Origin of the sequence: Dongia sp., assembly GCF_041909655.1 — a bacterium.
GTDB lineage: Bacteria > Pseudomonadota > Alphaproteobacteria > Dongiales > Dongiaceae > Dongia.
On the sequence record NZ_JAYRDA010000002.1, the window covers coordinates 1 to 23140 of the forward strand.

The following is a 23140-nucleotide window of genomic DNA, read 5'->3' on the forward strand; positions in this document are numbered from 1 at the left end:
TCTGCACGCGCCGGGTCAGCGTCTCGCCGGCCAGCCGCGCCTGTTCCAGGCGCTGGGTGAAGCCGTCGATATTGCGGACACCCAGGCGCGACATGGCGCGGTAGCGGTTTTCCATCTCGCGCACGACCCAGCGCAAGGCGACGATCGCCTTCTTCGGCTCCGTGACCACGGGCGACAAGAGATGCGGGATGCCGTCATAGACGGAAAGTTCCAGCATCTTGGGATCGATCATGATGAATTTGCACTGCTCGGGCGTGAGGCGATAGAGCAGCGACAGGATCATCGTGTTGATGGCGACGGATTTGCCGGATCCGGTGGTACCGGCGATCAGCAGATGCGGCATACGCGCCAGATCGACCACGATCGGGGCACCGCCGATATCCTTGCCAAGCACGAGGGCGAGGCGCGATTGCGTGCCCTGATAGCTATCATCCTCGATCAATTCGCGGAACGCCACCACCTCACGCTCGCGGTTCGGGAGTTCGATGCCGATGACACTGCGCCCTGGCACGACGGCGATGCGCACCGACACCGCGCTCATCGAGCGAGCCACATCGTCGGCGAGGCCGACCACGCGGCTGGTCTTGGTGCCCGGCGCCGGTTCGAGTTCATAGAGGGTGACGACCGGGCCTGGCCGCACCTTGACGATCTCGCCCTTCACGCCGAAATCGTCGAGCACGGTTTCAAGCAGCCGCGCATTCTTTTCGAGGCTTTCCTCGTTGATGCGCTGCACCGCGAGATTGGCCGTCGGCATCGAGAGAATATCGACCGGCGGCAATTCGAACTCGCTCTCGTCAAGGACGAGCTTGGCCTGGCGCGCATTCTTGGCGGCTTTCGCCGGCTTGGTTTTCTCCCTGGTCTTGGCCATGGGGGCAACCACCAGCTTGCCGCTGCGCTCGGAACGGTCATAGACCTCCGGCTCATGCGGCATCTCGATGGCGGGGCGGCGTGCGTCATCGCCTTCGAAGCGCGGCTCGCGCCGGGCATTGGATTCCTTCGACCCACCGAAGCTGAATCGCGGCAGGCGCAGCTGGAACCCGCGCGGCCGCGCGCCATCCTGCTGAGACATTCCTTGCCGGCCCCGATCGATCACCTCGCCCATGCTACGGCCCATTCGTGCCACTCGCCGGCCGAAGCGGACATAACCGCCAACACCGATGCCCAGCACGTGATAGAGCACGACAAGGCCAAGCGCGAAGATCGCCAGCGCCAGCAGGCGTTCCACTAAAGCCGGGTCGAGTTCCGGCGCGATCCGCAGGGCAAGTGCCGTGAGACCACCGGCGCCATCCGAACCGGAGAGAATCATGTGCCCGGCAAGGCCGCCCAGCCCGGTGAGCCAAGGCCATGCGCCCGTCCCCGGCAGGACCGCGAAGGCCGCAGCCAACAGCAGGGCGCTGACCGGCAGCAGCACGAGCTTCAGCCAGACGCGGCCGAGAGCGTGGTCGCGCAGGAGGCCGATACCCCAGGCGATGAAGGCTGCCGGCGGCACCAAAGCGGCCAGGCCCAGACCTTGCAGGACAAAATCGGCGAAGACGGCACCGCCGGTACCAAAGAGATTGGCGACGGGCTGGTCGGCGGCGCGGTTGAAGCTGGGGTCGGCCCCACTCGCGGTCAAGAGCGCCAGCAGATAGACGAGTCCCGCCAAGACCAGCGCGATGCCGAGTGATTCGATCCCGCGCCGTTTGAGAAAGGGCCCAAGATTGCCGAGGCCGAAACCGGATTGCAGCGTCATGCCGCCATTCGCCGCCATCTTGTTATCCCCCAACCAGAGCCGGCTTGGCCGGTCGTTTCACATCGAGCCTACGTAGCACACCGGCCATCCGCGTCAGCGCCCCTTCGAGCAGCGCCGGTTCATAGACCAGAGCCACCCGGATATAGGGTGCGCCGGGATTGCGACCCGCGGCATCCGGCCGGCTCATATAGCCACCCGGCAGCACCTTGATCGCCGCCTCGCGCCACAAGGCCGTCGTCGCCGCTTCGCCGTCGCCGACATCAAGCCAGAGAAAGAAACCACCGGCAGGGCGCACGGTTCCGAAGATCGGCGACAGAATCCGCTCGGCAAGATCGAAACTCTGGCAATAGCGGGCGCGGTTCTCGACCACATGCGCCTCATCTGACCACAGCGCGGTCGAGGCGGCCAGCACCGGCAGCGGCACGGCAACACCGCCGTAATTGATCAACTGGGCGATGCGGCCGACCTGGCGCCGGTCGCCGGCGATGAAGCCGGAGCGCATGCCAGGGGCACTCGACCGTTTCGAGAGCGAATGGAAGATCAGGAGATTATCGGTGGAGCCGCTTTCCTGCGCCGCCTCGATCGCTCCCGCCGGCGGTGCGCCGGTATAGATTTCGGCGTAACATTCGTCGGCGGCAATGATGAAATCGTGTCGGCGGGCGAGAACCAGCCAGCGCCGCCAGAAATCCTTGTCGGCCACGGCCCCCTGGGGGTTGGCCGGCGAGCAGAGATAGACCATGGCCGTTTCGCGGAGGAGTTCCGCCGGGACCGCCTGCGGATCCGGAAGGAAGCCGGTCTCGCGCCCGGCGGGCAGGAAGGCCGGCTCGCCACCCGCCACCACCGCGGCCCCGGCATAGGTATGGTAGAAGGGATTGCCCATCAGCACCTTGCCCTTGCCTTTGGGCAGCCCTTGGGCGACGGCGGATAGCGCGATATGGAACAGTGCTTCACGGGTGCCGGAAACCGGGAGGATCATGCCATCGGTGCTGACGAAACCCTGCTCGATGCCATAACGGCGGCCAAGCCAAGCCTGAACGGCGCCGCGAAAGGCCTCGGTGCCGATGGTCGGCGGGTATTTGCTCCAGGCGTCTTTTGCGTTAGCGATCGCTTCGATGGCAAAGACCGGCGGCTGGAATTGCGGTTCGCCCAGCGATAACAGCAAAGGCGTATTGCCGCCCCCCGGATGGACCCCTTCCAGCAGCTTGTTGAGCCGCGTGAAAGGGTGAAATTGGGCCAGCGACTCGACACGATCCTGATTCATTCCCGAAACCTTGGCCGCCAAGGGCAAAAATGCAAGCTACATCAACGCCCGACTCGGACGCGACTCGGCGGCGACTCGGAATGAGTACAAACCGGCACAAGCAGGGAACGACACTAATCTCTTAAGAGTCACCCATCAAGCGCTTGTATTCACGCAGATTCCAATCACTAGGCGGATTGCCTGTCATGGTCGCGAAAGGTTCCATCTGCGTTCACGCCGGTTCATAAACGCATTTAATAACTGTATTTAGAGTAAAATTATTGTTTTTACATTTTATGGCAATGCCACAAGCCGTCTATTTGGCAGCGCGGCAAGGTCGGAATCAGCCCTGTCACCCCGATGTCATTCAATTGCGATGGGTATGAAACGCGACAGAATTACTTTGTTCGGATGACCAACCTCTCGCTCACCTATGCCAGCGATTGCGACACCAAGCTGTCGCGTCTCTCCATCCGCGCCATCGAGGTCCTAACCGGCCAGACCCGGCTGAAGCGCCTTTATGACATCTACGAAGCGGAGATGAAGGGTTCGGTCGATTTCTGGGAAGCGGCGATGCGCCTCCTCGAACTCAGCCTGGACTATGATTCAGCCAAGCTCGCCAAGCTGCCCGCGACCGGATCGCTGGTGATCGTCGCCAACCATCCCTTCGGGCTGGTGGACGGCATCCTCATCGGCCATCTCGCCAACCGGGTGCGGCGCGATTTCAAGGTGCTGACCAATGCCAGGCTCTATCCGCCCGATGCGGATATCCAGCAATTCATCCTGCCGATCGATTTCGACCCGACGCCGGAAGCCAAGGAAGTGACCCTGCGCACCCGGGCAATCGCACGCCAGCATCTGATGGCGGGTGGTTGCCTGGTGGTGTTTCCGGCGGGCGGTGTCGCCACCACGCCGACCCCCTTTGCCAAGCGGGCCATCGACGACGATTGGAAGCCCTTCACGGCGCGGCTCATCCACGCGGCCAAGGCCGATGTGGTGCCGATGTTCTTTCACGGCCAGAACAGCCGCCTGTTCCAGATCGCCAGCCATATCAGCATGACGGCGCGGCTTGCCTTCCTGCTGCACGAGGTTGCCAACAAGATCGGCGACGATTTCCGCGTCTCGATCGGCGACGTGCTGCCCTATGCGGCGATCCAACCGATGCGCGATCCGCAGGAACTCAGCCGCTATTTGCGGGCGCGCACCGAATGGCTGGGCAACCCGGCGGCCCGGCCCGGCTTCAGCGGGATCATCGCCTAGGCCGCGTGTTTCTTGCCTTCCTTCCAATCGTAGAAGCGCATCATCCAGGGCACGAACCAGTTGTTGCCCTGATAGAGCGGCACCGTGGGGAAGGGCTGATCCGCGAAGACCGACTTCACCGAACCCGGGGCAAGGATACGCTGCGCCAGCAACCGCCCGAAATGCGAGCCCATCGGCAGGCCTGCAAAGCAATAGCCGACCGCGTAGTGCATCCCCTCATGTTGGCCGAGATGCGGCAACAGATCGAATGTGGCGGCACAGCGCCCAGTCCAGGAATGGCTGAGAGCGACGTCCTTGAGATCCGGAAAAACGGCGCGGAGTTCGCCCAGCAGCCGTTTGCCCATTGTCTGCTGGTCGCTGCGCTCGCCGGTCTTCCCACAATAGAGAATGCGCGTACCATCAGGTGACCGGCGGATGGCGTCGATATTCATGTAGGAATCGATATAGGTCCGGTCCTTCGGCAGGAGCTGGTCGATCAGGCCGGCGGGCAAGGGTTCGGTCGCGACCTGCCAGGCGTCGAAGGGAATGAGGCGCCGCCGCAGCCAGGGCACCAGACCATCCGTGTAGCCGTTGGTGGCGAGGATCACCTCGCGCGCCGCGATCTGCCCGCGCTCCGTCGCGACAACGAAGCCCTCATCCTGCCGCACGATCTTGGTGGCGCGCGTCAGCGGGTGAAGGGCGATACCCAGGCCGAGCGCGGCCTTGACCAATCCCTGGTGATAAAGGCCGGGATGGATCGAGGCGAGGTCGGGCAGCACCACGCCGCCGATATAACGCGGGCTGCCGATCTCGCGCGGCAAGGCCTGCTTGTCGAGAATCTCGAAGGGTGATCCCAAATGCGTCTGGCGCAATTCGTATTCACGCTTCACGTCATCGAATTGCGCCGGTGTTTCCGCGAGCACCAGGCGACCATGAACGCGAAAGCCACAATCGATCGAATATTCCGAAACGGTATCGGCCACCGCGCGGAACGCCACCTGCATTTCCTGATAGGTGGCGATGGCATGCGGAAGCCCCTTGCCGTTCACCAGATCCCCGAAGGAATACTTCAAGGTACGGCCGACGAAGCCGGAATTGCGGCTGGAGGCACCCGATCCGATGAGGCCGCTATCGAGCACCAAAACATGACGCCCGGCCTGGGTCAGTTTCAAGGCGGCGATGAGCCCGGTATAACCGGAGCCGATGATGACGACATCGGCCTTCTGCGGCAGATCGGCCGTGGCGATTTGCGGTCGTGGGGCGGCTTCCCACCAATAGGGGTCGGTCTTCATGTCCTGTCCTGCGAATTATGATTTTTGGGCGCGATCGGCTTTCAGCCAGCGGAAAAGCTCGGCCATGCGCTGGGCGCGCAAGGCGCCGGCATCGCGTTTCGACCAATCGTAGATGCCCGGCATATCGCCCTGCCCCAGGCGTGCCGCAACCTGCTCGGGCGCCTGGGATGCCGTCGAAAGGTCGGGGATGAGCGAATTGCCGAAGCTCACCATGGTCGCCAGGCCGCCAATATCGGCGGATTCGATCGGGCCGGTGATACCGACCCGGCGGCCGAACGAGGCCTTGACCACCGCATCGATCGCCTCGGCCGACGCGATGCCGTCGGCCCAGAGCGCCCAGGCTTCGCGCAGCAAGGCGAATTGCAGGCGGTTGCCGATGAAACCCTTCACTTCCTTTTCGATGACCACCGGCTCCTTGCCGGCGCCGCGGATGAGCGACACCGTGCGCTGCAAGATTTCCGGCGCGCAATGTGGCCCACCGCAGATCTCGACCAGGGGAATGAGCTGAGGCGGATACCAGAAATGGGTGGCGATGACCCGCTGCCGATGCTTCACCTTGGCCAGAAGGGCACTCGCCGGCTGGCCGCTCGACGAGCCGAGAATGGTCGTGGGCGCGCAGAGGCGGTCCAGATCGGCGAAGATGTCGACCTTGAGGGCGAGATCCTCGGTCACGGCCTCGATCACGAGATCGGCCCCGGCCGCGTCATCCAGCCTGGTACTGAGCGCAACCCGCTTGGCGGCTGCTTCCGCCTGCGGCTGCGAGAGGAGACCGTTGGCCACGAAATCGGCGAGGCTGGCGCGGATCTTTTGCAACGCCTGATCAAGGCTCGCCTGGCTTCGGCCGATCATCGTCACCGGATGTCCGGCACTGGCGAAGACCTGCGCCACGCCATGCCCGATGATGCCATTGCCAATGACGACGATGCGTTCTTGCCCCATGTCCCCTGCCTCCGACGCGTTGTTCTTGGCGTCGGAGGCTAGGACAGATGGATCATGCCGGTCGAGCGGTTTTTAGCTTGCACGCACCTGAGCAATGAAGGATTCGACCTCGCGGTTGAGCGAGCTTGCCTGTTCCGCCATCATTTCTGCCGCGTTGAGCACGCCGGCCGCGGTGTCGCGGGCCGAGCGCACGGCATCCTCGACGCCGGTCACGTTCTGACGCACGGATTGCGTGCCGCCGGAAGCCTGTTGCGCATTGTTGGAAATCTCGCGCGTCGCGGCCGATTGCTCCTCGACCGCGGCGGCGATCGAGCTTGAAATCTCGTCGATGCGTTCGATCGTGCTGGTGACCGTTGCCATGGCTTTCGCCACACCATCGGTCGAGCCCTGAATCGCCTGGATTTCCACCGAGATATTCTCGGTGGCCTTGGTGGTCTGGCTGGCGAGGGCCTTTACCTCGTTGGCGACGACCGCGAAGCCCTTGCCGGCTTCACCCGCGCGGGCTGCCTCGATCGTGGCGTTGAGGGCGAGGAGATTGGTCTGCTCGGCGATCGCGGTAATGAGCTTCACGACCTCGCCAATGCGCTGCGAGACGGCGACCAGATTCTTCATCGTCTCGTTGGCATTGCCGATCTCGCCCACCGCCGTGCGGGCGACTTCGGAAGAACTCGCTACCTGGCGGCTGATCTCGCTGATCGAGGCGGAGAGCTGTTCCGCCGCCGCGGCCACCGCATCGACGCTGCCAGAGGCTTGATCGGTGGCCCCGGACGCCTCGCCGATACGCTGGGTTGCCCCTTCGGCCACCTGAGTCATGGATTTGGCATGATCCTGCAATTGCTGGGCGGATTTGGTGACGCTGTTGACCACACCCTTGACCGAACGCTCGAAGGAATCCGCCAGCTTCTCCATGGCGGCATGCTTCTCCGCTTCGGCACGCTCGGCGGCCGCCTGCCGCTCGTTCTCAAGCCGCAGTTTTTCCTGCTGACCCAGTTTCAGAACCTCAACCGAACGCGCGAGCTCGCCGATTTCGTCGCCGCGTTCGGCGCCCTTGACCTCGGCGGCAAAGTTCCCATGCGCCACATCGCTGGTAACCTCAGCCAAGGCAATAATCGGTTTGGCAATACGATTGCCGACCCAGGCAAAGACCAAGGCGCCGATAAAGAGGGCTGCAACGATGATTGCCGCGATGGTCCAAATGAGCTCATTCGCCTTCGCCAGCACTGTGGCCACCGGCACCTTGACAATGAGAGTCCAGACTTCCACCGGACCGGCAAAGCCGATCGGCATGAAGACGAAGAAGTTGCCGCTCGCGCCATCGATCTTGACCCAGGGCGCGGTCGATTTGCTGGCCAGATACTCGTCATAGAGTGCCTTCGTCGCCAATTCTGGCACGAAGTCGCGGGTCTTGGCCTCGTCTTCACCGGCGGCGTTCTTCTCGGTATAGGATTCCACGGCGATCGTCTGGCCGAGACGCGCCGCATCCGAATGCCCGGCCCAGATGCCGTTATCGCTGAGCAACAGCACCTCACCGGTGCCCATCGGCTTGATCTTGGCCAGTTCCTCGGTGAGCTTGGTCATCTTCATGTCGACGGTGGCGATGCCGAATGCGGTGTCGCCATCCATCATCGGCACGGCAACGGTCGACATCAGCACATCCACCCCTTCGATCGGATAGATATAGGGCGGCGTCAGGGTGGTGCGCTTGTTGGCCAGCGGCACCAGATACCATCCCTCGATACCCGCCTCGATTGTCATGACGAGAGGATCGGTCGCGACACCATCGGGCGTGTTGTAGTAATATGGCACGAAGCGGCCCGCTTCGTCCTGTTCCGGCGCCTGGCCCGCAAAGGCCGCATCATTATTGTCATAGCCATTGGGTTCGAAGGCGACCGTCGTGCCGGCATAATCGGGCTTCGCTGCGATGACCGGAATCACCAGATCCTTGATCTGGGTGCGCGGCATGCCGGATTTCTTGGCACCTTCCATCGAACGGCCGATCGTCTCGGCGATATCGACCGCCGGCTGGATGGCACCGGTCACCTGGCGCGCTGTGCCCTCTGCGATGGCACGGAGATTGTCGGTGGCATCCGCCTGCGCCTGCTGATACGCGGTCCAGCCCGCAATGCCGCCGGCACCAGCGATACCCACCAGCAAAACGGCGATGCCGGACAAGAGCACGCGAGCGCGCAGCCCTATGCGACCCGATTTGGTCTTACCGGACATGGTCTCTCCCCTTGTACTTATGTACTTATGATGGGGAAATAGTCCCTGAAGAAACTTAAGGCAGTGTTAACAGCAAGGCGCTGTAGATTTCGTATGTGTGAAGTTATCGCGACGAATTGGGCTCATTCGTCATACGATTGCGCACGCAGATTCAGAGATCGAGCCGCAAGGATTCACCTGAATAGGTACAGCCACCATTGGGAAGACCGGCATCCTCCGGATAGTTCGACCAGATGCCGGGCAGAAAGAGCGGCTTGTTCTTCCTGATCGGCGCATTGGCGACGAGACGCATCTGCTTGCCGTCATGCGCCTGCGAATAGACCAGCCCAAGTCCATTGAGAAAGCCATACTCGTCGTCCCAAGTGACGCGCAGCACGATGACATCGCGCCCCTCTTCGTCCTTCGCTGGCCATGTGGCTACGCGCGGCAGTTTCTCGGGCTTGCCGGCGCCCCGATTGACCGTGCCATCAAGACCGATGCCGATCTGATCGTATTGCATCCGCGGGATCGACGCGTCATCCGCGATGCCGTCGCCCTCGCGCGCGGTCCAAATTTCGACGTGAGGCGCCTTGACCCAGGACAGGCCCGAAGCCGCCTTGCGCGCCTCGACCGCCAGAGGATCGCGAATCTGAATGAGGAGCGAGCTTGCCGTCTCCGCGATCACGCGCATCTCGGCCCTGTCATCCGATGCCGCCGGGGCTCCATGAATCAGGAAGCCGTTTGCCCCGTCGCTGGTGAGAGCGAGGCCGCAGCTACCCAGCGTGGTGCCTTCGGGGAGCCGACTGGCATCGGCAGCGAAGGGCGCCGGCACGGCATAAGCCGCGATCACAGCGGGCGCCGGCTGCGGTTCCAATGCTATCGTAAAATCCGCAGCCACATCTGGACAACCTATTGAAAGGTCGTCCACGGGCACGTTCTCTGCCAGCCAACCGTAGCTGCGTGCCTCGATCCTGGTGCGATCGACGATGGTAAGCTCGGCAATACCCGGTGCTACGTTGTGATAGGAGCAACTTGCCTCCTCGATCACCATCAGCGGCGAAAGGCGGATCTTCTTGGTGACCTCCCAGCGCCAGGCAGAACCACCATATTGCCGGTGCGTGATCTGATTGGGCGTGATTTCAACGATGTCCTCGCCCACGCCGGACGCACCATAGCCGTCATTGCAGAGAGCCAACACCTGGCGTGGCGCGGCGTTGTCCGCCAGCAGCCAGAATTCGCGGCCACCATCCAGCTCGCCACCGCCAAGTGCCGCCTCGGTCGAGCGGCAACCTTCCTCGGGCAAGTCATTGGTCTGATCGCCCAGGCCCAGGATCACTTCCACAACACGCTGGGTCGTGCCATCGGCCGCGGTCCCGGCATCGGTGACGGCGACGATCTCGCAACTTTGGCGTTCGCCACAGACAGCGTCACGCTCCTCGGCGGAGAGATCGGCGGCGAAGGACGAACAGGGTGCTGCGAGCGCCAGGCTGCAAATGCCGGCAAGAAGGCGGAACATGGTCACAGCGGGGCTCCGGGGAAAGAGAATGGCTAGGTCATCGCCAGAAGCCGCTCGGCCTCGGCCAGATCGGCTTGCGTGTTGACATTGAAGAATGGGTCGCCGGCTTGCGCGGCAAAGTTCACGCGGATCGTGCGATGGCGGTCACAGAAGCGTTCGACCTTGCGAATGCCCTCTTGGGTCAGGGCGCGGCGCAGATCCGCACGGAGTGCCACCCGCCACAGACCGATCACCGGATGCACGCGGCCACCACTTTCGGCGAGCGCGATATCGGCGTCTTCCGCCGCCAGCGCCGCACCGAGGCGCCGGGCCAGATCGGCCGGCAGGAACGGGCAATCGGTTGAGACGCTCAGAGCGAAGGGGCTGCCCCGGTGATGGGCTGCGACCCAATCGAGGCCGGCGAGGATACCTGCCAAAGGGCCCGGGTAATCCGGCAGATCGTCCGGGACCACCGGCAACCCGAAAGCGGCAAAGCGCACGGGATCGCCGTTGGCGTTGAGGATGAATGCGCCCACCTGCGGGCGAAGCCTATCGATCACGCGCGTGAGGATCGGCTGGCCGCCCAATGGCCGCAGACATTTGTCGCCGCCCCCCAAACGTGTGGCACGGCCACCGGCCAGGAGGATGGCAGGGATGGAGAGTGAATCGACGGAACCGGCGTGCATGAAATGAGTTTAACATGGCGTTCCGAGAGAGACAGCCAGGCACTGGTGAAATGAGGCTTGCTCCCAAACGACGAAACGCGCCGGCCCTGGGGTGTGACCCGGGACCGGCGCGTTTGCCGGAGAGAAGCCTAAGCCCGCAGGATGAACCCGCCGGCGATCTCGATCACTCGTCGGAAGTTTCCTTTTCGCCGCCTGCATCCATCATCGCCCCGGCGACGAGGCCGGCATTGGCACGGATCTTTTGTTCGATGTCGTTGGCCATGGCGGGATTGTCGCGCAGGAATTGCTTGGCGTTCTCGCGGCCCTGGCCGATGCGCTGGCCGCTATAGGAGAACCAGGCGCCGGATTTCTCGACCACCCCGGCGGCGACACCGAGATCGATCAGTTCGCCGGTCTTCGAGATGCCTTCGCCATACATGATGTCGAATTCGACCACGCGGAAGGGCGGGGCCAGCTTGTTCTTGACCACCTTCACCTTGGTCTGGTTGCCGACCACGGTTTCCTTGTCCTTGATGGCGCCGATGCGGCGGATGTCGAGGCGGACCGAGGCGTAAAACTTGAGCGCGTTGCCGCCGGTCGTGGTTTCCGGATTGCCGAACATCACGCCGATCTTCATGCGGATCTGGTTGATGAAGATGACCATAGTGCGCGAACGGTTGATCGAACCGGTGAGCTTGCGCAGGGCCTGGCTCATCAAACGGGCATGGAGGCCGACATGGGAATCGCCCATCTCGCCCTCGAGTTCGGCGCGCGGCACCAGAGCCGCCACCGAGTCAATGACCAGGATGTCGATGGCACCGGAACGAACCAGCGTATCGGCGATTTCGAGTGCCTGTTCGCCGGCATCGGGCTGCGAGATCAGAAGATCGCTGACATTGACGCCGAGCTTGGTCGCGTAAGAAGGGTCGAGGGCGTGTTCGGCGTCGACATAGGCGCAGGTGCCGCCGGCCTTCTGTGCCTCGGCGCAAACCTGGAGCGCCAGCGTGGTCTTGCCCGAGCTTTCCGGGCCATAAATTTCAACGATACGTCCCCGCGGCAGGCCACCGATGCCGAGCGCGATATCGAGCCCCAGCGACCCGGTCGAGACGACTTCCGTCTCAACCGCCTGCTCGCTCGACCCCAACCGCATGATGGAGCCCTTGCCGAACGCGCGCTCGATCTGAGCCAGCGCCGCGTCCAAAGCCTTGTTCTTGTCCATACTGTCCTTATCCGAAATACGCACCACATTGGCCTGCGACATAAGCATCTCTCCCACCTTAGATCACAGCACCGGAGGGGTGACAATTTCGGCGCCGAATGCGACCGAATGTACATTGTTTGTTCTGGTTGTAAAGCTTTTAGATCGAAAAGAGAACGAGATAGGTTTTATTTCGGCAGTTCAACAACATATTGAGTTTCCGAGCGATCGCCGGATACCAGGACTAGGCAAATGGATTTGAGGGGGAGCGCGGCTGAATTTGCCCTCCAGGGGCCGAATCACCCCGGGAACCGCGTTGCCGCCATCTCGGCGTTCCGGCAGGATGGCCGGGGATGACTGCCATCCTAACTGCGCTGGGGAAGATCGATGACTTTCATCTGGGTTGTGCTCGGCCTTGCCGTCCTGGTCATCGGCTGGGGCATCGTCATTTATAATCGGCTGGTGCGCCTGAAGACCCAGGTCGCCAATGGCTGGAGCCAGATCGACGTGCAGTTGAAGAGGCGCTACGACCTCATCCCCAATCTGGTCGAGAGCGTCAAAGACTATATGAGCTATGAGCAGGAAACGCTGCGCCAGGTAATCGAGGCCCGCAACAGCGCCGTGAAGGCCAATGCCGGCGGTATCCCGAGCCACGAGACCATCGCCGCCGAGGGTGCGCTTTCGGCGTCGCTCGGCCGCCTCTTCGCGCTCTCCGAGAACTACCCCAATCTCAAGGCCAACGAGACCGTGCAGCAATTGATGGAAGAGCTGAGCAGCACCGAAAACAAGATCGGTTTCGCGCGGCAATTTTATAATGATTCCGCCACGACCTATAATGCGGCGGTCCTCAGCTTCCCCGACAACATGATCGCCAGCCGCTACAATTTCCAGCAGGCTGAATTGTGGCGTGTGGCGGAATCCGAACGCGCCGCGGTGGAAGCGGCCCCCAAGGTCAATCTGCGCTAGCGCATCGCCGCCATGAGCGACACCGTCACCGCCGCCGACACACGGCAAGGTCCGGAGGCGCCGCGCATCAACGGCACCGACTTCCTGACTGCCCAGGCCGCAAACAGGCGCAATACCTGGGTGTTGATCATCCTCCTCATTCTGCTGGGCTTCGTGTTGGGCTATCTCATCGGCTGGACAGTGGAGACCTGGAGTGCCGGCGCGTATGAACCGGTCGATCTGCTGGCGCTGAGCGGCATGGGGATATTGGGCGGAGTCATCCTTTCGGGAATCGGACTCGTCTCCAGCGCCGTAACCTTGTTTGCCGGCGACCGCGTGATCATGGCCTTGACCGGCGCCCAGGAAGTCTCGGCGGAGACCGAACCGGTACTGCATAACGTGGTCGAGGAGATGGCGATCGCCGCCGGCCTGCCGAAGCCGAGGGTGGCCCTCATAGAGAGCGAGGCGCTCAACGCCTTTGCCACCGGCATGCGTGCCGACAAGGCGACAATCGGCGTCACGCGCGGGCTCCTCACCGCGCTCAATCGCGAGCAGCTCCAGGCGGTCGTCGCCCATGAGATGGGTCATGTGCTCAATCTCGACACGCGCTACATGGCGGCGGTCGGCATCATGGTGGGCCTCATCGCTTTGGTGTCTGACATGGCCCTGCGTTCGCTCCGCTTCGGCGGCCGGTCGCGCAGCTCGGGCAAGAAAGGCGGCGGCGCCGTCATCGTCCTCGTCATCCTCGTGCTGTTCGCGATCCTGGCGCCGATCGCCGCGCAGATGGTGCGCTTTGCCGTCTCGCGGCAGCGGGAATTCCTGGCCGATGCGACCTCGGTCCAGTTGACGCGCAACCCGCAGGGGCTGATCGGTGCCCTTAAAGTCCTGGACGGGGCCGGCAAGGCGCCGGAAATCGGCAACCGCGCCACCCAGCACATTTTCATCGTCAATCCTGTGCGGGATTTCGCGAGCGGCAGTCACGCCCTCTTTGCCACCCATCCCTCGATCGAGGAACGGATCGAGCGCCTTGCCAATCTCGGGCGGGAAAGCTAACCCAATCAACGGGATCAAACCAGGAACATCCAGCAAGCCACGGGTTGCAACCTACCCGCCGGTTTACTCTGGGGGACCTTCCTGCTAGAACCCGGCCCGCTTTCCCAGACACCCTATTTCAGAGACTGATCAGGTTCACGCCATGAAGATCAACGGCAACGCCATTCGCCCGGGCAACATCATCGAGCACCAGAATCGCCTTTGGCGTGCCGTGAAGACGCAGCATGTGAAGCCTGGCAAGGGCGGCGCCTTCCTGCAGGTCGAGTTGAAGGACATCCGCGACGGCACCAAGCTCAACGAGCGTTTCCGCTCGTCGGACACGGTCGACCGCGTGCGCCTGGATGAAAAGGAATACCAATTCCTGTTCTCGTCCGGCGACGACTACACCTTCATGGACAACGAGACCTTCGAGCAGTTGACCGTGAACGCCGATCTCATCGGCGAACCGGTCGTCTATCTCACCGAGGGCATGGTGGTGACGGTCGAGAGCTATGAAGACTCGCCCATCTCGGTCACCCTGCCGGAAACGGTGGTCTGCCTGATCACCGAGGCAGATGCCGTGGTGAAGGGGCAGACGGCCTCCTCTTCCTACAAGCCCGCGGTGCTGGAAAACGGCGTCCGCGTATTGGTGCCGCCCCATGTCGAAAGCGGCACAAGGATCGTCGTCCGGACCGCCGATTCCGAGTACATGGAACGCGCTCGCGACTAACGAACGATCGGATTGATAGAGACTTATGGCCACTCGCTCCGCGCTTATCAACGTCATGTGCAAGGCCGCCGACAAGGCGGCCCGTTCGCTCCGCCGCGATTTCGGCGAGGTGGAGCAGCTTCAGGTCTCGCAGAAGGGCCCGGCCGATTTCGTCAGCAATGCCGACATCAAGGCCGACCGCATCATCAAGGAAGAACTGAAGAAGGCACGGCCGACCTTCGGCTTCCTGATGGAAGAGAGCGGCACCGAGGCTGGCTCGGATCCGGATCACCGCTGGATCTGCGATCCGCTGGACGGCACGACCAATTTCCTTCACGGCATCCCGCATTTCGCGATCTCGATCGCGCTTGAGGCCAAGGGCGAGATCATCGCCGGCGTGGTGTTCGATCCGATCAAGGACGAGTTGTTCTGGGCCGAGAAAGGCGCCGGCTGCTTCCTCAATGAACGCCGCATGCGCGTCTCGGGCCGCAAGAACCTCAACGAATGCCTGCTCGGCACCGGCATCCCGTTCCGCGGCCATGGCCATTTCGACCGCTTCCTCGGCCAGATGGACAAGGCCATGCGCGAGACGGCGGGTGTCCGGCGCCTGGGCGCCGCCGCCCTCGACCTCGCTTACGTGGCGGCCGGCCGCTATGACGGCTTCTGGGAAGAATTTCTATCGCCCTGGGATCTGGCGGCCGGGATCATCCTGGTGAAGGAAGCCGGCGGCTATGTCAGCGATCTCAAGGGCGGGCAGACCATGCTCAAATCCGGCGAGATTCTGGCGACCAACAACACCCTCCACGCGCCGATTCAGGCGCTGATCGGTCACCGCTGAACCCGATCCGGCCCTAACTCTTTCTCGCACTTCACAAAAGCGCGGGTTGTAGGGACAAAATCGGATCGGTTATAGTCCTCGCCAAATTGCATCACAAAGATCAAGGCAGTGGCAGGCGGATCATGACCCAGAAGGCATTTGCGGGGCGGGCACTTTCGGGCGCCGTTATGGCAGCACCCTTGTTGCTGGCGCTGATGGCCAGCACAGCCACGGCACAACAGGCTTATTATTACCCGCAAGCGGGCAACAGCCCGGTGACGGTAAATTACGGGGCATTGACGCCTTACGGCGCGCCTGGATACCAGCCCTATGGCGCCCCGGCCTATACCCAGCCGCGTTCGGTGTTCACACCGCAAGCCGCGGTACCGGTCTATGCGGCCCCCGCCTACAGCACACCCAGCAGCCAGTTCCTGCCGGGTCAGGTAACTGGCGGCCCGGCCTATAGCCGCCCCGCTTACCCCAATCCGGCTTATGGCCCGATCACCTATACCGCCTCGCCGGTACAGCCGCCTTTCGTGGCGCCCTATGCCAATCCGGCTTTTGGGTCACAGGTCGCGGGGCTGCCGAATTCGACCCCGGAAAGCTATCTCAATGTGCCGGGCCAGGCGCCGGTCGCCCTCTACGGCACGCCGCAGCCGGGTGCCAAACCCTTCGATCCCAATAGCCTGAAGCGCAAGAAGGCCCGCGCCGCGGCACCGGCCCCCACTTCCGAGCCGAGCGCCGTCGAAGAAGCCGCGGCCGCACAGGTCGCCGCGGTTGAAGAGCAGCTGGAATCGGGTGCTGCGCCGGCGGCACCGCTGCCCGAGCCGACACCGCCGGCAGCCCCCGCGGAAATCCCGGCCAGCGTGCCCTCGCCCGTGCAGGAAGCCGCCGTGACGCCGGCCGCCCCCGCCGCGGAACCCGCGCCTGCGGAAGCGGCGCCCGCTGAGCCTGCCGCAGAAGCGGCACCCGCCGAGCCCGCCACCGAATCAGCCGCCGTGGAACCGACGGCGCCCGTGGACGAAACTCCCGTGGAAGAAACTCCGGCCGAGGAAGCGCCCGCCGATACCGGCGGTGCTGCGGCCTTGCCGGGCGGTGCCACGCGCATCGTCTTCGAGGGCGATGCCGATGAACTCCCGGCCGGGGCCAGCGCCGAACTCGATGCCATTGCCCAGCGCATGGCGGCAGATGAAAGCATCAAGGTTCAGGTCCTCGCCTATAGCAGCAGTATCGGCGACAATGAGAGCCAGGCGCGCCGCAAGGCGCTCTCGCGCGGCCTCGAGGTGCGCAAATACCTGATCGGCAAGGGCGTCCGCTCGAACCGCATTGATGTGCGCGCTTTGGGCTCGAAGAGCGAAGGCAGCCCCGCCGACCGCGTCGACATCGTGCCGGCGGCGGGCTGAGCGCGCGTGACGAGCGCGTCCTCCCCCTCAAGCGGCAAAGCGGCATGAGCCGTCCTACCTGGCAATTGATCTGGATGCTGGTCGCCCTGGCGGCGGTCGGCCTCACGACCGGCTTGCTGGCCGGCCCGATCATCACCGCCTTCTCGCACAATCCGGCGCTCAACACCGGCATCCTGGTCGTGCTCGTGATCGGGATCATTTTCACCTTCTGGCAGGTCATCCGCCTCAACAGCGACATCAACTGGCTGGAGGATTTCCGCAAGGCGGGCCACCCATCGAGCTATGCGCAGCCGCGTCTGCTCGCCCCCATGGCGGCCATGCTGAAGGACAAGACCGGGCGCCTCAGCCTCAACACCTCGTCGCTGCGTTCGCTGCTGGACGGCATCCAGTCGCGCCTCGATGACAGCCGCGAGATCAGCCGCTATATCGCCAGCCTGCTCATCTTCCTGGGGTTGCTCGGCACGTTCTGGGGCCTCCTCGGCACGGTCAAAGGCGTGGCGGACGCCATCACCAATCTGCAGGTGGTGGGCGGCCAGGATCCGACGGTCATGTTCGATACGCTGAAGCAGAGTCTCGCCGAACCGCTGGGCGGCATGGGCATCGCATTTTCTTCCTCGCTGTTCGGCCTCGCCGGCTCGCTCATCGTCGGCTTCCTGGAATTGCAGGCGAGCCAGGCGCAGAACCGCTTCTTCAACGAACTCGAAGACTGGCTTTCCGGCCAGACGCGCCTGTCGAGCGGTGGCGTCGGGTCGTTTTCCGAGGTGGGCGACCAGCCGATCCCGGCCTATATCCAGGCGCTCCTCGAACAGACCGCCGAGAGCCTCAACGAATTGCAGCGCATCATGCAGCGCTCGGAGGAGGCCCGCGGCGCCTCGGCCCAGGGTTTCAAGGTATTGGCCGATCAGATGGTCATGCTGGGCGATCAGCTCCGCAGCCAGCAGCAGGTGACGGGACGTCTGGCCGAGATGCAGGGCGAGATGCGCAACGTGCTCGGCCGCCTCAACGACCTCGCCGCCAGCGGTGGCTTCGGCATCGATGCCAACAGCCGCACGCATCTCAGGAATCTCGATACGCATCTGGCGCGCCTTGCCGACGAACTGGCACAGGGCCGCAACCAATCGGTCCAGGACATCCGCGCCGAAATCAAATTGCTGGCCCGCACCATCGCCGCCGCTGCCAGCAGCGAGCGCTAGATCATGAGTATCGCGGGACGCAGGCGCCAGCGTTCCTTGGAAGCCTGGCCCGGCTATGTCGACGTGTTGTCGACCCTGCTCATGGTCATCGTCTTCGTGCTCATGGTCTTCGTCGTGGCGCAGATGTTCCTGTCCCTTGCGCTGTCGGGCCGCGATGATGCTTTGGCCAAGCTCCACAACCAGATTCTGGAAATCGCCTCGATGCTGGCGATGGAACAGAAGACCGCCGAGGATCTCCGCGCGCAGCTGTCGCAAATGTCCGGCGAGCTAGCCGGTTCAACGGCGGAACGCGATGCCTTGAAGGATCAGCTGACCGTCGTGATCGGCGAGCGCGACGCGGCGCAGCGCCAATCGGCCTTGTCGGAGGAGCAGGCCAAGAAGCTCGCCGCAGCCTATGAGACGATCGACGCCGACCGCGCCCGCATCACCGCCCTCCTCGCCGACATCGCCGCGTTGCAAAGCCTCAAGGACGATCTGGCGCAGAAGCTGCTCACAGCCGATGCCGAGAAGCAGAAGATCACCGACGAGGCGCGGCTGCAGATGGAGATCCTCAATCAGCAGACCCTGGCGCTGCGCGAGGAACTCGCGCGCATCTCGGCGCTTCTCGAAAGCTCGGAAGCCAAGACCAAGGAGCAGGAAGTCCAGATCGTCGATCTCGGCAACCGGCTTAATGCCGCCCTGGCTTCAAAAGTCGAGGAACTGGCGCGCTACCGCTCGGAATTCTTCGGGCGTCTGCGCGAGGTGCTGGGCGAGCGCGACGACATCCGCATCGTCGGCGATCGTTTCGTGTTCCAGTCGGAGGTTCTCTTCGCCTCCGGCTCGGCCACGATCGAGGATGCCGGCAAGGCACAATTGGACGAACTGGCCACCACGCTCATTCTTCTCTCGATGGACATTCCTTCGGATCTCGATTGGGTCTTGCGCATCGACGGCCACACCGACAGGCGCCCGATCGCCACCTATCAATTCCCGTCCAACTGGGAGCTTTCGACCGCGCGCGCCGTCGCTGTCGCAAAATATCTCATCAGCCGCGGCCTGCCGCCCGAGCGCATGGTGACCGCGGGCTATGCCGAGTTCCGACCGTTAGACCCGGCCGATAATGACGCAGCCTATAACAAGAACCGCCGCATCGAGTTCAAGCTCGACCAGCGATAGGATGGCATCTATGCCTGTCATCAGCGGCACCGAAGGTTATGCAAACGAAGCCGACAAGCTTGCGGTTCAATACGAGAGCTTCACCTTCGAAGCCCTGCACAAGGACATCATCCCGCTTTTTCCAAAGGATGCGAAGAAGGCGCTCGATATCGGCGCCGGCACCGGACGCGATGCAGCGGGCCTCGCCGGAATGGGCCTTGAGGTGCTCGCTGTCGAACCGGTGGCCGAGATGCGCGCCCACGCCCGGCGCCTGCACCCCTCCCCGCGGATCGACTGGCTGGATGATTGCCTGCCGCAATTGGCGCGCGTCCATGCACGAGCTGAGACCTTCGACATCGTCATGATGACCGCCGTCCTGATGCATTTCGATGCAGCGGAACGGGCGCTGATCATGGCGCGCGTCGTGCCGCTCCTTGCCCCGCAGGGTGTCATGGCCCTGTCGCTCCGACACGGTCCGGTCCCGCCGGGCCGGCGCATGTTCGCGGTCGCGGACGAAGACGTCATTGCGCTCGCCGCAACTCATGGCCTCGCGCCGATGCTGACGCTTTCCGGCAAGCGCGACAAGTTCCAACGCGACGACGTCACCTGGTCGCGGCTGGTATTCAAACATCGAGATTGAGGCGGGCGCCCCGCCCTTACGCCATCTGCACGAATTCGAATTGCGGATGGCCCTGGGGCAAGCGGGCATCCTGGCGGCGGTCGCCTTCACGGCGATCACCCGCGCGGCGGTCCTGGGCCACGTCGCGGCGCTCGACAGAGCGGCGATTGGCGGTACGGCGGTCGCCGGGATAGGGGACGGCATTCCACCATTCGCCGGCGCGGCGGTCGGCCGAGCGACGATCGCCGGCACGTCGGTCGGTAGCGCGGCGGTCATTGCCGCGGCGATCGCTGGACGCAGCGCCGGCCATCAGGACGTCGAGGCTGGCCAATTGTTCCTGGCGCTGGCGTTCGGCTTCGCCGAGTTCGGCCAGGGCATGCTGGCGGATCTCCTCGGCGCGGGCCGCCACCAGCATCGGCAGATCGGCCTCGCAGGCGGTCAGCAGATGATGATTCTCGCGCCCCTCGACGGCACCGCTCATCGCGTTCAAGGCACCAAAGACGCCGATGCAGACCGAGCCGGAGCATTCGATATTGTGGTCGCCATAGCGCTCGACACGGCCGTCGCTGGCCATGGCGAGGTGATCCCAGAAGCGCTCCAGCCCCAGGACCGAATAACCGACGAAATGGCGATAGCCCTTCATGCGGGCGAAATTAAAGCCGAAAGTGCCGAGCGCGAAGGCCACGCCCCGCGCGCCATAGCGGCCCTTGCGGAATTGCGGCAGCACGGCCAGGCGTTCGGGAATGATGAAATCGGCGAAATAGCGGATGCGCATGGTGCCGGCGATCTGGCCATGAACCCGGGCAATGACCTGGGTGGCGCTGAAATCGTTGCCGTCGAATTCCTCGTCTTCGCTGCAGCCGAATTCGTGCACGAAAACAGCGCGACGGATTTCCATCGCCTCAAGCAGGTCGCCGACCTCCTTGATGACCGAAACTTCGATCTGCGCCCCATTCTGGGACTGGCATTCGATCCGCGTCATCTACCCCTCGCCGCCCTCGTCTACCGCATGTGGGTAAAGCCGATCCGACAAGAACGTCCCCAAATCATCCCGTCCCAATGCTGGTTTCCCGACAGGATGCCGTTCTCATTCTCAACAAAATCAATCCTAAAGCGCAAGTAGTTAAAATTTTATGTGAATTTGTAGCAAGTTTTGTCATCATTTGAGATGCTTAGGATGTCGGCAAAATAGGACCATCCGCTTATGTTCATGCGAAAAGCAGGAAGATTTGCCGAAATTTCAGTCCCCTGCGCACCGATTCGTGCTGGCAGGTGCCTAGCGAATGGGAACGCGCTTTAGGACCATGCGCGCGTCGGTGAACAAGTTCCGCCAATCCCGGGCAAGCCTTGCCTGCTGAGCCTCGGTGAATTCGGTCAACGCAAGTTCCTCGACCTCGGCGGCGGCGTTGAGCTTCAACTCGCCCTGGAAGCTGCCGGCCTCAATGGCCCGGCGCATTTCCTCGGCCCGTGGCTTCCAGGCAAGGACGACGCGATCCTGCGCGTTCTCGGCAACGACGAACAGCATCCAGGGATCGCCGGGTTTGTCTTGCACATCGAGGAACAGCGTATCGCCGACGCGGCGAAGATGGAGAGGAATCGGATCGCTGATCGGATTGCCGTCTGGATCGGCATCGCTGACCGAGAAAACGCCCTTCCAGGGATCAACATCGGCGATGGCGAAAAAGCCAGGTTCACCGCCCGCCTCCAGAGGTTCGGCCACCCAGAAACCGCTCCACTGGCCGGGCGCCGCCGGTTCGGCCGTGCCGATCGGTTCCGCGTGCTGCACGAAACAGGCGGCAAGGCCGAGGGCCACGGCAAGCGAGAGAAGCGATCTGGCAAGGCGCATGGGTCGGCTCCGGCACAGGATGCAGGCAGCACCTTAGAATGCTGCATGGCCCCGCGCTATGACGGCGCGCACATCAGGCCAAGTGTCCAACGCGTCCCTTCGACCGGTCCCGCCCCCGGGCCGGTCCCGTTTGTGTACTGGATACCGTCGGGCGATCATGGCATGGAGACATGACCATCATCGGAAACCTGGAACACACGCCCATGATCCCCGAGACCCAAACCCGCTCCTGGCTGCCCTGGCTCGTTGTGGGCTTTGCCTTCCTGGCGCTCGCCCTCGCCTTCTCGGCCCGCGCCACGGCGGGTTTGGTGATGCCGGTCTGGGAGCAGGAACTCGGCTAGTCCCGCAGCCATGCCTCCGGCACAGTCGCGGCGATGCTGCTGTTGATGGCTTTCCTCGCACCGGTCGCCGGACGGATGGTCGACCGGCATGGCGTGCGCGTGATGCTGGCGGGCGGCCTCGTTCTGATCGGCCTGGGCTGCCTCGCCGTCGCCAGCACCAGCAATCGCTATCTCTTTTCGATCGCTTTCGCCGGCCTCAGCGGATTGGGCTTCAGCATCGTCGCCACCCATGTGGTTTCGACCGCCGTGGCGCGGCTTTTCGACAAGCATCGCGGCCTGGCGCTCGGCATCGCCACCTCGGGTTCGACCGGTGGGCAGTTCCTGATCCTGCCGCTTATCGCTGTCGTCCTCGCACAATTCAGCTGGCGCTGGAGTTTCCTTGCCATGGGGATCGCGGCAATCGCCCTCGCCCCTCTGCTTTGGCGCATGCTGGCGCCGCGACCGGGCACGCCCAAGGAGCACATGAGAAGCAGGCGAGCTTCAGCAGCGATGCCCTGGCGATCCTGCGGCGCCCCGCCTTTCACATCCTGTTCTGGAGCTTCCTGCTCTGCGGCTTCACCACCACCGGCGTGATCGAGACGCATCTGATGCCCTATGCGCAATATTGCGGCTTCGGTCCGGTCACCAGCGCCGCCGCCTATGGCCTGCTCTCGGCCGTCAACATGCTGGGCATGATCCTCTCCGGCTGGCTCACCGACCGCATGAACCGCGTGACGCTCCTCGGCAGCATCTATGTGCTGCGCGGCCTCACTTTCATCGTGCTCTTGAATATCGGCGTCGAGATCGAATGGCTGATGGTCTTTGCCGTGTTGTTCGGTGTTGTGGACTATTCCACCGTGCCGCCGACCGCGAGCCTCGTCGCCTCGCATCTGGGCCTCCGTGTCATGGGCCTAGCAATGGGCCTGATCTCCGCCGGCCATTCGATCGGCGGGGCGGTAGGCGCGCTCTTCGGCGGTTATCTCTTCGACAATCTCGGCCAGTATGAGTGGATCTGGCTGTCCTCGATCTTCCTCGCCATCCTTGCCGGCCTGATGGTGTTCCTGCTGAAGGACAGAGGAGCGACGGGCGCCATGGCGCCCATCGCCGCCCAGTAAACCAC

At 63.3% G+C, this 23140-nt stretch carries 22 protein-coding genes; 12 read left to right on the forward strand and 10 right to left on the reverse strand.

Annotated elements, in window-relative coordinates:
* Window positions 1–1750, reverse strand: a 1750-nt coding sequence (locus ACE3PR_RS03185; protein ID WP_374368098.1) for a DNA translocase FtsK 4TM domain-containing protein, incomplete at its 3' end; no start/stop codon positions are given.
* A gap of 4 nt (window positions 1751–1754) precedes the next feature.
* Window positions 1755–2993 carry an aminotransferase class I/II-fold pyridoxal phosphate-dependent enzyme gene (locus ACE3PR_RS03190; protein WP_374368100.1) on the reverse strand — a complete coding sequence of 413 codons (1239 nt, stop codon included), beginning with the start codon at window positions 2991–2993 and terminating at the stop codon, window positions 1755–1757.
* Window positions 2994–3383: 390 nt separating this feature from the next.
* Here ACE3PR_RS03190 and ACE3PR_RS03195 point away from each other — a divergent pair, with 390 nt between their 5' ends.
* Window positions 3384–4232 (forward strand): lysophospholipid acyltransferase family protein, encoded by an 849-nt coding sequence (locus tag ACE3PR_RS03195; protein ID WP_374368103.1) that lies wholly within the window; start codon window positions 3384–3386, stop codon window positions 4230–4232.
* Here the strand turns inward: ACE3PR_RS03195 and ACE3PR_RS03200 are convergent.
* From ACE3PR_RS03200 to recA, 6 genes are all read right to left on the reverse strand, one after another.
* Entirely contained in the window at window positions 4229–5503 is a 1275-nt protein-coding gene (locus ACE3PR_RS03200; protein ID WP_374368105.1) for an NAD(P)/FAD-dependent oxidoreductase, read from the reverse strand. The genes ACE3PR_RS03195 and ACE3PR_RS03200 overlap by 4 nt on opposite strands.
* A 15-nt stretch (window positions 5504–5518) precedes the next feature.
* Window positions 5519–6442: a 3-hydroxyacyl-CoA dehydrogenase family protein gene (locus ACE3PR_RS03205; protein WP_374368107.1), complete on the reverse strand. Its 924-nt coding sequence runs from the start codon at window positions 6440–6442 to the stop codon at window positions 5519–5521.
* A 72-nt stretch (window positions 6443–6514) separates the two neighbouring features.
* On the reverse strand, window positions 6515–8665 hold the full coding sequence (locus ACE3PR_RS03210; protein ID WP_374368109.1) for a methyl-accepting chemotaxis protein: 2151 nt from the start codon (window positions 8663–8665) through the stop codon (window positions 6515–6517).
* A gap of 151 nt (window positions 8666–8816) precedes the next feature.
* Complete coding sequence (locus tag ACE3PR_RS03215) at window positions 8817–10166, reverse strand: hypothetical protein (protein ID WP_374368111.1); 1350 nt, start codon at window positions 10164–10166, stop codon at window positions 8817–8819.
* 26 nt (window positions 10167–10192) lie between these two features.
* Entirely contained in the window at window positions 10193–10825 is a 633-nt protein-coding gene (gene mobA, locus ACE3PR_RS03220; RefSeq protein ID WP_374368113.1) for a molybdenum cofactor guanylyltransferase MobA, read from the reverse strand.
* A 163-nt stretch (window positions 10826–10988) separates the two neighbouring features.
* Complete coding sequence (recA, locus tag ACE3PR_RS03225; protein ID WP_374368115.1) at window positions 10989–12065, reverse strand: recombinase RecA; 1077 nt, start codon at window positions 12063–12065, stop codon at window positions 10989–10991.
* A 324-nt stretch (window positions 12066–12389) separates the two neighbouring features.
* Here recA and ACE3PR_RS03230 point away from each other — a divergent pair, with 324 nt between their 5' ends.
* The 8 genes from ACE3PR_RS03230 (at window position 12390) to ACE3PR_RS03265 (ending at window position 19875) form a co-directional block, all read left to right on the forward strand.
* A complete protein-coding gene (locus ACE3PR_RS03230) occupies window positions 12390–12968 on the forward strand; it encodes a LemA family protein (protein ID WP_374368117.1) in 579 nt (192 codons plus the stop codon).
* Window positions 12969–12980: 12 nt separating this feature from the next.
* Window positions 12981–14000, forward strand: a complete 1020-nt coding sequence (locus ACE3PR_RS03235) for a M48 family metallopeptidase (protein ID WP_374368119.1) — start codon at window positions 12981–12983, stop codon at window positions 13998–14000.
* A 142-nt stretch (window positions 14001–14142) separates the two neighbouring features.
* Window positions 14143–14709 (forward strand): elongation factor P, encoded by a 567-nt coding sequence (efp, locus tag ACE3PR_RS03240; RefSeq protein WP_374368121.1) that lies wholly within the window; start codon window positions 14143–14145, stop codon window positions 14707–14709.
* A gap of 25 nt (window positions 14710–14734) precedes the next feature.
* Window positions 14735–15526: an inositol monophosphatase family protein gene (locus tag ACE3PR_RS03245; protein ID WP_374368123.1), complete on the forward strand. Its 792-nt coding sequence runs from the start codon at window positions 14735–14737 to the stop codon at window positions 15524–15526.
* 122 nt (window positions 15527–15648) lie between these two features.
* Entirely contained in the window at window positions 15649–16908 is a 1260-nt protein-coding gene (locus tag ACE3PR_RS03250) for an OmpA family protein (RefSeq protein ID WP_374368125.1), read from the forward strand.
* A 44-nt stretch (window positions 16909–16952) separates the two neighbouring features.
* Complete coding sequence (locus ACE3PR_RS03255; protein ID WP_374368128.1) at window positions 16953–18101, forward strand: flagellar motor protein MotA; 1149 nt, start codon at window positions 16953–16955, stop codon at window positions 18099–18101.
* Window positions 18102–18104: 3 nt separating this feature from the next.
* Window positions 18105–19256: a peptidoglycan -binding protein gene (locus ACE3PR_RS03260; RefSeq protein WP_374368131.1), complete on the forward strand. Its 1152-nt coding sequence runs from the start codon at window positions 18105–18107 to the stop codon at window positions 19254–19256.
* Window positions 19257–19266: 10 nt separating this feature from the next.
* Complete coding sequence (locus ACE3PR_RS03265; protein ID WP_374368134.1) at window positions 19267–19875, forward strand: class I SAM-dependent methyltransferase; 609 nt, start codon at window positions 19267–19269, stop codon at window positions 19873–19875.
* A 16-nt stretch (window positions 19876–19891) separates the two neighbouring features.
* Here ACE3PR_RS03265 and ACE3PR_RS03270 read toward each other — a convergent pair whose 3' ends face one another.
* Entirely contained in the window at window positions 19892–20836 is a 945-nt protein-coding gene (locus ACE3PR_RS03270; RefSeq protein ID WP_374368137.1) for a hypothetical protein, read from the reverse strand.
* Window positions 20837–21130: 294 nt separating this feature from the next.
* Complete coding sequence (locus ACE3PR_RS03275) at window positions 21131–21700, reverse strand: hypothetical protein (protein ID WP_374368139.1); 570 nt, start codon at window positions 21698–21700, stop codon at window positions 21131–21133.
* Between the two features lie 170 nt (window positions 21701–21870).
* Between ACE3PR_RS03275 and ACE3PR_RS03280 the strand changes: the two genes are divergently transcribed.
* The 3 genes from ACE3PR_RS03280 to ACE3PR_RS03290 are packed head-to-tail and all read left to right on the forward strand — an operon-like array spanning window position 21871 to window position 23135.
* Window positions 21871–22041, forward strand: coding sequence for a hypothetical protein (locus tag ACE3PR_RS03280; RefSeq protein ID WP_374368142.1), 171 nt, complete (start codon window positions 21871–21873; stop codon window positions 22039–22041).
* A 45-nt stretch (window positions 22042–22086) separates the two neighbouring features.
* Window positions 22087–22614 (forward strand): MFS transporter, encoded by a 528-nt coding sequence (locus ACE3PR_RS03285; protein ID WP_374368145.1) that lies wholly within the window; start codon window positions 22087–22089, stop codon window positions 22612–22614.
* Entirely contained in the window at window positions 22545–23135 is a 591-nt protein-coding gene (locus ACE3PR_RS03290) for an MFS transporter (protein WP_374369310.1), read from the forward strand. Before ACE3PR_RS03285 ends, ACE3PR_RS03290 begins: the two co-directional genes overlap by 70 nt.
* Window positions 23136–23140 lie beyond the last annotated feature (5 nt).